The sequence below is a fragment of the Streptomyces sp. NPDC008086 genome (assembly GCF_042957325.1).
Classification (GTDB): domain Bacteria; phylum Actinomycetota; class Actinomycetes; order Streptomycetales; family Streptomycetaceae; genus Streptomyces.
This window is the reverse complement of sequence record NZ_JBIBIA010000016.1, coordinates 143,403-153,344: the sequence shown is the minus strand read 5'-3', so window position 1 is coordinate 153,344 and position 9,942 is coordinate 143,403. Positions and strand designations below refer to the sequence as shown.

At 65.0% G+C, this 9,942-nt stretch carries 8 protein-coding genes; 6 read left to right on the top strand and 2 right to left on the bottom strand.

Annotated features, from left to right (window positions below; genetic code table 11):
- Together ACFZBP_RS39425 and ACFZBP_RS39420 are read left to right on the top strand one after the other, a co-directional pair.
- Positions 1-2,919 (top strand): amino acid adenylation domain-containing protein (locus ACFZBP_RS39425; RefSeq protein ID WP_391420783.1); only part of this gene is annotated, 2,919 nt, incomplete at its 5' end.
- Between the two features lie 46 nt (positions 2,920-2,965).
- Positions 2,966-3,178: an MbtH family NRPS accessory protein gene (locus ACFZBP_RS39420; protein ID WP_391420782.1), complete on the top strand. Its 213-nt coding sequence runs from the start codon at positions 2,966-2,968 to the stop codon at positions 3,176-3,178.
- A gap of 71 nt (positions 3,179-3,249) precedes the next feature.
- Here the strand turns inward: ACFZBP_RS39420 and ACFZBP_RS39415 are convergent, their stop codons facing one another.
- Entirely contained in the window at positions 3,250-4,059 is an 810-nt protein-coding gene (locus ACFZBP_RS39415; protein ID WP_391420781.1) for an acetoacetate decarboxylase family protein, read from the bottom strand.
- Between the two features lie 58 nt (positions 4,060-4,117).
- Here ACFZBP_RS39415 and ACFZBP_RS39410 point away from each other — a divergent pair, with 58 nt between their 5' ends.
- Positions 4,118-5,299 carry an aminotransferase class I/II-fold pyridoxal phosphate-dependent enzyme gene (locus ACFZBP_RS39410; protein WP_391420780.1) on the top strand — a complete coding sequence of 394 codons (1,182 nt, stop codon included), beginning with the start codon at positions 4,118-4,120 and terminating at the stop codon, positions 5,297-5,299.
- Between the two features lie 5 nt (positions 5,300-5,304).
- Entirely contained in the window at positions 5,305-6,045 is a 741-nt protein-coding gene (locus ACFZBP_RS39405; RefSeq protein WP_391420779.1) for a GNAT family N-acetyltransferase, read from the top strand.
- Positions 6,046-6,431: 386 nt separating this feature from the next.
- Here ACFZBP_RS39405 and ACFZBP_RS39400 read toward each other — a convergent pair whose 3' ends face one another.
- Positions 6,432-7,403, bottom strand: a complete 972-nt coding sequence (locus ACFZBP_RS39400) for a transposase (protein WP_391420778.1) — start codon at positions 7,401-7,403, stop codon at positions 6,432-6,434.
- A gap of 918 nt (positions 7,404-8,321) precedes the next feature.
- Between ACFZBP_RS39400 and ACFZBP_RS39395 the strand changes: the two genes are divergently transcribed.
- The gene (locus ACFZBP_RS39395; protein ID WP_391420777.1) at positions 8,322-9,398 is read left to right on the top strand and encodes a hypothetical protein; all 1,077 of its coding nucleotides are present in this window, start codon (positions 8,322-8,324) and stop codon (positions 9,396-9,398) included.
- The gene (locus ACFZBP_RS39390; RefSeq protein ID WP_391420787.1) at positions 9,391-9,942 is read left to right on the top strand and encodes an ABC-three component system middle component 2; all 552 of its coding nucleotides are present in this window, start codon (positions 9,391-9,393) and stop codon (positions 9,940-9,942) included. Before ACFZBP_RS39395 ends, ACFZBP_RS39390 begins: the two co-directional genes overlap by 8 nt.

Sequence of the window (9,942 nt, the reverse complement as noted above, 5' to 3'; positions counted from 1 at the left end):
CTCAACCCGGCTCGGAGCATGGCCCGGCATCCGTTGTTCCAGGTGATGCTGGCGTTGAACAACACCACCCACACCACCCCCACCCTCCCCGGACTGGAGGCGAGCGGATACCCGCTCGCGCCGGACATCGCCCGCTTCGACCTCACCGTCAGCCTCACCGAGCTGCATGACGAAGAGGGCACCGCGGCCGGCATCGACGGAGTCCTGACCTACGCCACGACAGTCTTCGACCAGGAGACCGTCGAAGCACTCGGTCGACGGCTCAGCCGACTGTTGTCCGCCGTGGTCGAGGCCCCCGACTCGCCCCTCCATTCTCTCGATCTCTTCGACCCGGCGGAGAAGGAACTCCTCCATCCCGCCCACGCCGAGGCGGCCCCGCTCGCGTTCGAGGACCCGGTCGTGCTCTTCCGCCGGCAGGCGCGACGTCGGCCCCACGCCGCAGCCGCCGTCTTCGGCAACCGGACGCTCACCTACCGCGAACTGGACCAGGAATCCGACCGGATCGCCGGCCTCCTTGCAGACCGAGGGGCCGCACCGCACACGGCCGTCGCCGTCGCAGTGCCGCGATCGCTCGAACTCGTCGTCACTCTGGTCGCCGTCCTCAAGACCGGCGCCGCCTATGTTCCCATCGACCCCGACCACCCTGCGGACCGTACGGCGTACGTGCTTAAGGACGCCGACCCGGTCTGCTGCGTCGGCATCGCCACCGCCGCAGACAACCTGCCGCGTACCGCACTCCTTCTGGAGAACCTGAGGGGTCAGCAGCCCACCGCCACGCCTGCGGACCTGCTGCAGCCGGCCCAGGGGCTCCCGATGGCCATCCTGTACACCTCCGGAACCACCGGCACCCCCAAGGGCGTGGTGCTGACCCGGCGCAATGTCGCGGCGATGCTCGACGCCGTACAGCAACTCTTCGGCTTGGACGAGAGCGACGTTGTCCTGCACAAAGCCCCCTTGACCTTCGACGCCTCCATCGAGGAGATCCTCTGGCCGCTGACGACCGGCGGCCGTCTGGCCATCGCCGCGCCAGGCGCCGACGCCGACCCCGAACGACTGGCACGGCACATACGCGGGCACGGCGTCACCACGCTCGACGTGGTGCCCGCCGTACTGGACGCGCTGCTCGAACACGCCGCCCCGGACGGCTTCCCGACGCTGCGGCGCGTCCTGAGCGCCGGTGACGTCCTCGGCCGCCAGACCGTACGCCGCGTCCACAGCACGACCTCGGCGCGGCTGACGAACCTCTACGGCCCCACCGAGGCGACCGTAAACGCCACGCACTGGACCGTGCGCCCCGACCACGACCGGACACCGCCCATCGGCGGCCCCACCCCCCATACCCGGGTGCGTCTGCTCGACGAGCGACTGCAACCCGTGCTGCCGGGCGCCATCGCGGAGCTGTACATCGCCGGTGACGGCGTCGCGAACGGGTACCTCAGGCGGCCCGCGCTCACGGCCGAGCGTTTCCTGCCCGACCCCTTCGGCCCGGACGGACAGCGCATGTACCGCACCGGCGACCTCGCTCGCTGGAACAACAAGGGTGAGCTGGAGTTCACCGGCCGCAGTGACCACCAGATCAAGATTCGAGGGGTACGCATCGAACCTGCCGAGGTCGAGGCAGCCCTGGAATCACACCCTTCCGTTCGCGGCGCGGCCGTGGCGACTCGCGGGAATCGACTGGTCGCCTACGTGGTCGCCCAGGCAGCCGGGAGCCCGCCCACGCACGAGGCGCTCAGGGCCCATGCGGGCGCGACCCTCCCGGCTCACATGATCCCCACCGCCTACATCCTCATGCCGCGGCTGCCTCTGACCTCCAACGGCAAGATCGACCGGGCCGCCCTGCCCGATCCCCAGGACAGCGCCGCCCCGTCCGACTCCGGTGCCCGGCCCGCGACGCCTCAGGAAGAGGTCCTGGCCTCCCTGTTCGCCCGGATCCTGGGCGTACCCCACGTGGGCCCGGACGACGGATTCTTCGACTTGGGCGGCCACTCACTGCTGGCCACCCGGCTCACCGGCCTCATCCGAGACACCTTCGGCGTCGACGTGCCCATCGCCGCGCTCTTCGACGCACCGACCCCGCGCGACCTCCTGCGCCGGTACCTCTCCGACAGCCAAGCCGAACAGCCACAGCGTGCGCTCGCCCCCGTGCTGCGGCTGCGAGGCGGTGACGGTCCCGCACTCTTCTGCGTCCACCCGGTGGCCGGGGTGAGCTGGGCCTACGCCCGTCTGCTGCCGTATCTGGATTCCCGGACTCCAGTGCTCGCGCTCCAGGCCCACGGACTGCTCCCGGGCGAGACGCTGCCGAGGAGCCTCTCCGAGATGGCGGCCCGCTATGTCGAGGACATCGTGAGCGAACAGCCGTACGGCCCGTACCACTTGGCGGGATGGTCGATGGGCGGCACCATCGCGCACGAGATCGCCGTGCAGCTGAAGCGTCAGGGGCACGAGGTCGGCCTGGTTGTCCTCCTGGACGCCCATCCTCAGGACCCGCCGGAGACCGAGACCGGCGACACCCTCGAAGTCTCCGTACTGCGCTCTCTCCTGGACCACTTCGGGGTCGGCTCGGGCGACATCCCTCCGGAACAACTGCGCGCCACACTGACCTCTTTCCTCGCCGAACACGACACCGTGCTGGGCCAGGACGAGGAGGCTCTTGACCGGCTCATCGACGTCTATACGAACAACGCACGCTTGGCTGGCGACTTCACTCCGTCGCGGCTGACCCACGACGTGATCGCCTTCACCGCCACCGGGGAGGAAAGCGCTGCGGACTCCGGCCGGCGATGGGCGCCGTTCGTCGAGGGACAGCTCATCGATCACGCCGTCTCCTGCCGGCACACCGAGATGCTCGATCCCGACGCGGCCCGGAGTGCAGGACATGTGCTGAACGACCACCTCACCCGCGGCCGCACACCCTGACCGGTAACGCCCGTACCAGCATCCATCGAGAGAACGAAGGAACAGCATGACCAACCCGTTCGAGGACGACGCCGCCGACTACCTGGTGCTCGTGAACGACGAGAACCAGCATTCGATCTGGCCCGCGCATCTGGCTGTCCCCGGTGGCTGGAGGACGGTGCACGGGCCGGAGCCACGGCAGGAATGCCTTGCCTTCGTCGATCGGGAGTGGACGGACATGCGGCCGCGCAGTCTGGCCGAGCAGATGCAGGACGGCTGATCCGGAAGCGCGCGTGTCCGCCCCGCACATAAGCGGGGCGGACACGCGATCGCTCCGTTCTCGGCCGGCATCTAGTCCAGGTAGGCGCCCCCCTCAAGGGTTTCGGCGTAGGCGAATGAGTACCCCGTTCCTGTTTCCAGGGGCAGCAATGAGAGGAGGTCGCCATCCCGGGTGCGGATTGTTTCTCTGTCGAATTCCAGTTCTGCGGTCCCGGACCACACCTCGCCGAATTCAACTCCGGAAACACGAGAAGTGATGAGTCGCGATCCGGTGCTTTCCTCGCCGGTCCACCGGGACGACATCTGACTGTGGACCAGCGGTACCAGGGCCAGGGGCGGAGTGGAGCCTTCCGACTGTTGCAGGGTGATCGTCGCGGAGGCGAACCGGCGGTCGTGCACGCTGAGCGAGCCGGACAACCGCGCCCCCGGGCGTCGGCGCCCTCCGGCCTGCCCCACGGGGAACATCCTGGTCAGGTGCACGGAGCCGAACTGCTTCGGCATCCCTTGGATCCAGCCGCGGGACAGTGACGTGGCCGAGTCAACCCACGCGTACGGGCACCGGGCCATCGGCTGCCCCTGATGCTCGCACGCCAGCAGAATCTGAAACTCGGAGAACTGGCAGCTGACCGGATCGGAGGATTCCCGAGCGTCGGCCGAGCACCATTCCCACTCCGAGAATACTGCGGCCGCATTGAGGTATCCCTGGCTCAGCGTGATCTCATCAGGAAGGAATGCTTGGGCTGCTTCGTGATCGACGGCGCACTCGATCCACAGCATATTTCCGGAGAAATGCCAGGGAGGTGGAGTAATCATCGACGAGCCCCCAGAAGGGGACAAGGGGTAAGAGTATCCGGATAATTTAGTGGAGGTTTTTCCGGGCATGATGAGAGAATACACAAATGATTCCGTGAGGGAAGGGGGGGAGCAGAGTCAAGGGGAAATGCTCCAAGGGCCCGGCCCCGCCGACCGGTACGCGGCGGCGGACATCGTCCAGCACGTGGCGCCCACCAGATTCCTCGACCTGGGGCCCGGCTATCTCGACCCCGAGCTGGTCTCAATTGACACGATCGGGTGCGCCTACTCGGCCGCGCTCGCACGCTACGGTGACATGGCCCTCGCCTACGGGCACAACCAGGGATCCCTGCCTTACAGGGCAGCGTTGGCCCGGCACCTCACCCGCACGGACGCCGAGCCGTGGACGCCGTCGCACCTGCTGACGACGGCGGGGACGTCCCAGGCGCTCGACACGCTCACTTCGGCGATCTCACACCCCGGAGACGTCGTGCTCACCGAGGCACCCACATACGACTTGGCTCTGAACATCTTCCGGGACCACGGGCTGACCGTCAGCGCCCTCGCGTGTGACGCGGACGGCCCTGATCCTGAGGCGATGGAGCGAACTGTGGAGTCCCTCCGTTCGTCCGGGCGTCGCGTGGCCTTCGCCTACCTCATCCCCACCTTCCACAACCCCACCGCACGGCTCATGCCGACGCCACGGCGCAAGGATCTGATAGCCGCCGCACAGCGCCAGAACCTGTTGATCGTCGAGGACGACGCCTACGCCGACCTCTCCCTCGACGGAACCGAGACGCCACCGTCCCTGACCGCGCTCGCCAAATGGGACGGCGTCCTTCGCCTGGGCACCTTCTCCAAGACCCTGGCCCCCGGCTTGCGCCTGGGCTGGCTGGGCGGCTCGCCGCGCCTGTGCCGGCGGCTGGCGGACAGAGGTGTGGCGCACAGCGGAGGGTCCCCCAGCCACCTCACTGCACTGGCAGTAGCGGAACTCATGCACGACGGCAGCTTCGTCGAACACCTTGAGCGGTTGCGCGTCCACCTCGCACACAGGCGCGACGCCCTGAGCGCCACGCTCCGCGAGCATCTGCGGCATGACTTCACCCTGCGGCCCGTACGCGGCGGACTGTTCACTTGGGTCGAACTCCCACGGTGGCTCCCGGAGCAGGAAGCCGTCGCCCGCGCGTCGGCCGTCGGCGTGGCCGTCCAGCCGGGCTCTCGGTTCGGCAGCCCTGACTCCGCGGTCAGGCTCGCCTACTCCGCCCATCCGCCGACCCACCTTCGTTCCGCAGCCGCACGCCTGGCCGACGTATGGAACCAGAAAGGATGACAAGGATGCCCTACCAAACTCACACCCTTGCCGAACGCCCCGATTTGGTGGGGGAAGTATGGACCCTCAACCCGACCTGGCCCGAGTTCATGTTCCACGGCCCCGTCGCCGACGCGCACTACGGCCAGCTCGTCGACACCTTCCACGAGTTCACCGTCGTCGCGACGGAAGGCGGACGCGTCGTGGCGCGCGGACACAGCGTCCCGCTGGCGTTGGACATCCCGGGGCGCAGAAACCTCCCGCCCGATGGCTGGGACAGGGTGCTCATCTGGGCCTTCGACGACCACCGCCGAAAGAGGAGGACCGACGTCGTCAGCGCTGTGGAGGTGGTCATAGACCCCGACCACCGCGGTCGGGGACTCTCGGCCCTGATGCTCCGCGCGATGGCGGGCAACGCCCGGGCAGGCGGCTACCGCCGCATGGTGGTCCCCGTGCGTCCCACGGCCAAGCACCAGCATCCCCACTTGCCGATGGACGAGTACGTGAAGGACGCCGGCCCCGACGGACTTCCGCGCGACCCCTGGCTTCGGACGCATGTGCGGATGGGAGGAGAGATCGTCGGCATAGCCCCCACCTCGATGGTCATTCCAGGCTCACTGCATCAGTGGCGCCGATGGACGGGGCTGCCCTTCGACGAGGACGGAGAGGTCATCGTCGAAGGAGCCCTTGTCCCCGTGCACTGCTCCGTGACGGCCGGGCACGCCGTCTACGTGGAGCCCAACGTCTGGATCGCCCACAACCTTTAGCCCGAAAGGACTTACAGCCACGCACCCAGGAGAAGCCACCCGCTTATGCCAGTGGGAACCATTGTCATCAGGTCTGGAAGGCGCTGAACTGCGCAGACAGCAGTCAGAAGAGCGGTCACGGGCCGGAACAGCCCGAGTTGAAGCAGCGAGGGTGTTCCCTTCGTAGCCTGTGGATGGCCTTGCGGGTCACGATGCCCCCCGCAAGGCCTCCTTCCTGAGAAGCGGCGATGAGCCGCAGGTGGTTCGGCGCCTGCGCCCGGACCAGACACGGCGTAGCTACTGTGTTTCCCTACGCCGGGGGAAAATCCGAGAGACAAGTCCGTAGTTTGTGAAATCGTCCCGTTCATGGTTCCCGGGTGCACTTCTGTCGCTTGCAGCGCGCTAGATCAGTAGGACCGTTTCGGGGTGCGCTCGTGCCCGGCAGAGGCGATATGCGGAGAGCGATGGAGCAGGTGCTTAGACAGGGCTTCGGCGTAGTTGCATGACGTCCGGTTCGTGATCATCCGAGGCCGAGGAGTGCGAGGGGGCGGCGGGGGTCGCGGGCATTGCGGCGGAGGCCGGCCGCGATGTTCTTCAGTCCGGCCGTGCGGAGGGTTCCGATGGCGAGGTTGCGCCACGTGGCCATCGCGCGGGGCGCGTTGCCAGTCCCGCAGCTGGGAGGCGTCCTCGGCGAAGGTAGTGTCGCGGACATGGTGCAGGGCCTCGATCTTCCAGTGGTCGCGGACGAGTTCAGCGAGCTGGGCGGAGGTGGCCTGCTCGGCGGTGAGGCTGGTGACGGCGCGGGCCGTCTTGACAGTGGTCTTGCCGGTCTTGCGGTCGGTGCGTCGGCGCTTGATCTGGACGGCCTGGCGGGCTCCGAGGAAGAGGAGGCTGTTCACGGTGGCGGCCTTGATCCGGCGGATCTCCGAGCGGCCGTGGCCGATGCCCCGGGTGCGTCCCTGAAGCGGGATGTCCTTCCAGGGAAGGGACTTGAGCTGCCGACGCAGCTTCTTCTGGTTGCCCTTGACGATCACGATGTAGTGGGCGCCCCGGTGGAGGAGGTAGTCGGCGTGCTCGCGCTGGGGTGCACGGCTTCGGGAACAGTGGGTCGAGGCGTATGCCGAGGCGTTCCAGGATGTGCGGCGGGGCGTCGGCGATCCACTCGCTGACTGCCAGCACAGACGTCGCCCCGCCAGAACCGCGCACGCGGTCAGCGCGAGCACGACGACCAGCGCGTGCCGTACGCCGCGTGGGTCGCGCGGGTCGGGCACCTCGGTCAGCTGCTCCAGTAGGCGCGGGACCTCGTCGGATACGACCTGGGGATGCTGGCGGAGCTGGTCAAGGGCCGGCGGGATCAGCGATGGTGCGTCGGCATGCACGGTCTTCCACTCGGATCACGGGGCGTAGAGAACTCCATGATCTTGGAAGTCGTGCCTGTCACGTTCCGGGCACCGCCGGGCTGACAGAACGTCACGAACCGGACGTCACGCGACTGTGCCGAAGCCCTGGGTGCTTAGAAGGCGCCTGGTGCTTGCAGTGCAGCGGTGTTCTGACCTGCCATGCTGTCCGTGGCGGCCTCTACCGGCTTCGAACTTCGACACGCATTCGACGGCGGCGGCCAGCGAGACGCGCTTCACATGTCTCGTGGAACTCGTTGAGCGACCGATCAAGTGGGACCAGCAGAAGCACGCTGCTGGCACGGAGTCTCATGCACAACGCTGCGCCTGGGGCGCTCCTTGTAGCCGTGAGGCGAGTTGGAGCGTTCACGTGAAGGGACAAGGGTGGCGACAGCTGGTGGGCTGTCTGCGAGGAACACCGTGCCTCCTCAGTGGTCTTGAACGCCATGCGTCCTGCTGAGTAGCACACGGCTCCGGAGGCCCCTTCTCCGGACGGAGAACTTGCTGGTCAGCGACTTGCTCAGCCCAATTTCCGGATAGATGTCCACACACGGTCCAGGTGCCAGCAACCGCCAACCTAGCGCCGACCTCCGGAACGCCACCCTCCGACAGCGTTGAGAAGTCCCTGGGCTGCTCACCGGTGCAGATGCTTCACGTGTGACTCTCGCGATTGGGGCCTGCGTTGGTGCTGGCGCCAACGCCGGAGGCACAGGAAGAGCATGCCGCCCGTAGGGCGCCGGCATGCATGGCCCGCATAACTGAAGGGCACGCATGGCATGACCATGCAGGAGGCCGACAGAGAGTCGCAGTCCACTACACAAGGTAGCTAGCTCATGCCATCATTACCGGAATCGCGATCAAGTTTGGGCAGCTGAGTGCACTCAGGGTGGGCTGGTGTGCATGCATGCGATGAAAAAACGGGTGGGCGGGTACATGGTGCAAGTGCCGCTGGTTGGAATGGGAACCATTAATTTTGAGTTCTTCAAGATTAAGACCGGTTCTGTCGATGGAGCGCGAGCGCACTTCGAAGAAATGGTGCAAGATCTCGTTGGCATCCTGCATCCCGACCTCTCCACCCTCGACGCCAATCCTGGAGACTGGGGGATTGATGCCTACGTTGGATCCCTCATTGACGGACACGTAAACGTATGGCAATCGAAATACTTCATTGATGAATTCGATAAATCTCAGCAAAAGCAAACGCGAGAATCTTATGAGCAAGCCTTAGCATGCGCGAAGCGGGAAGGCTACACATTGTCGACTTGGACACTGTGTCTGCCGAGAAATCTCGACGGTCCGAATGAGAAATGGTGGACCGACTGGAAGAAGAGGAAGGAGAAAAGTGATGGCGTGAAGATCGCGCTTTGGAATCAAGTGCAGCTTCGACGCCTGCTTCTCTCTGAGGATGCCAAGAATATTAGGGAATACTACTTCAACCCTTCAGTTTCGGTTCCGAGTCCTACTTATCGTCCGACGGTAGCCCTGACAGATTTTGAACAATATGAAGGTGCACTCTTCGTTCATCAACTACGTCATGCGGGCATGATTGAGTGCGACGATGCAAAAGAAGAGTTCTTCAATGCCGAGATCTTGAGCCATGAGGTGACCGACAAGGCTGTACCCGAGGAGATGGAGGCGCTCTCCCGTTCAAAGTCCGAGCTCGGTTCCATCTGGGCGCAGCGATTTAACGTCTCCTGTCAATCGAACCCAACTGGCCCGTTGGTTGGTCTCTACGTCGACGTGATGGATGCTGTGCGGAATCATCACCCAAGTCTTCCTACCGTCATCCAGCCTGGGTTGGTTCACGCGTTCGGCATGGTGCATCAGCGCGTAAATGATGGAAGAGCCGGTTGGTCTCGCGACTTTCGAGATGTAGCTGGAGATCACATGCGATCCACTGGCTCCGATAAAGTGGGCACGTACAACACTCCTAGTGCCAAATTTGCCAGCGAGAGTGCTGGTGAGCACGATGACTAATCAGGCTAATGTCCCCGATAAGCGAGGCTCCGAGAGCTATTTCCGTCCAGAGGATCAGGAAGAGTTCAGGCTCGCCCAACTGCTACTTCTCTTGGAAACGGCAAATTTCACTCAACTGGTTCCTAGCATTGAGAGGCTAGGTGTCCTGGATTTTTTTGCCGCCAACCCGTTTCTTGTGATTCAGCCTCACGAAGACGAGTACCGCGACCTGATCTTGGCCGGATTCTCAGTCAAGCCCCTTACGTACGCTTCGCCAGGCCATAGATTTGTTACTCGGCGCAGTAGGCTCCAGAGCGACCTGGCGCTTCTCGTTGGGTATGGCTTCGTCCAGCCGGCTACCACCGCTGGGTATCGCGTTTTCCGGATTACTCAGTCAGGAAGCGACGCAGCAAGCCAGCTTTCAAGTATCTACGCTCAGGCATACAGAGAGAGCGTGGAAGTAATCGCGAAGCGTGTACGGAAAGTCACGGACAGCAAGTTGCCTGAATTCTGCCGTAAATGGCTCAACGCGGATCCTGCAATGCTGGATCTACTCAACATCTGA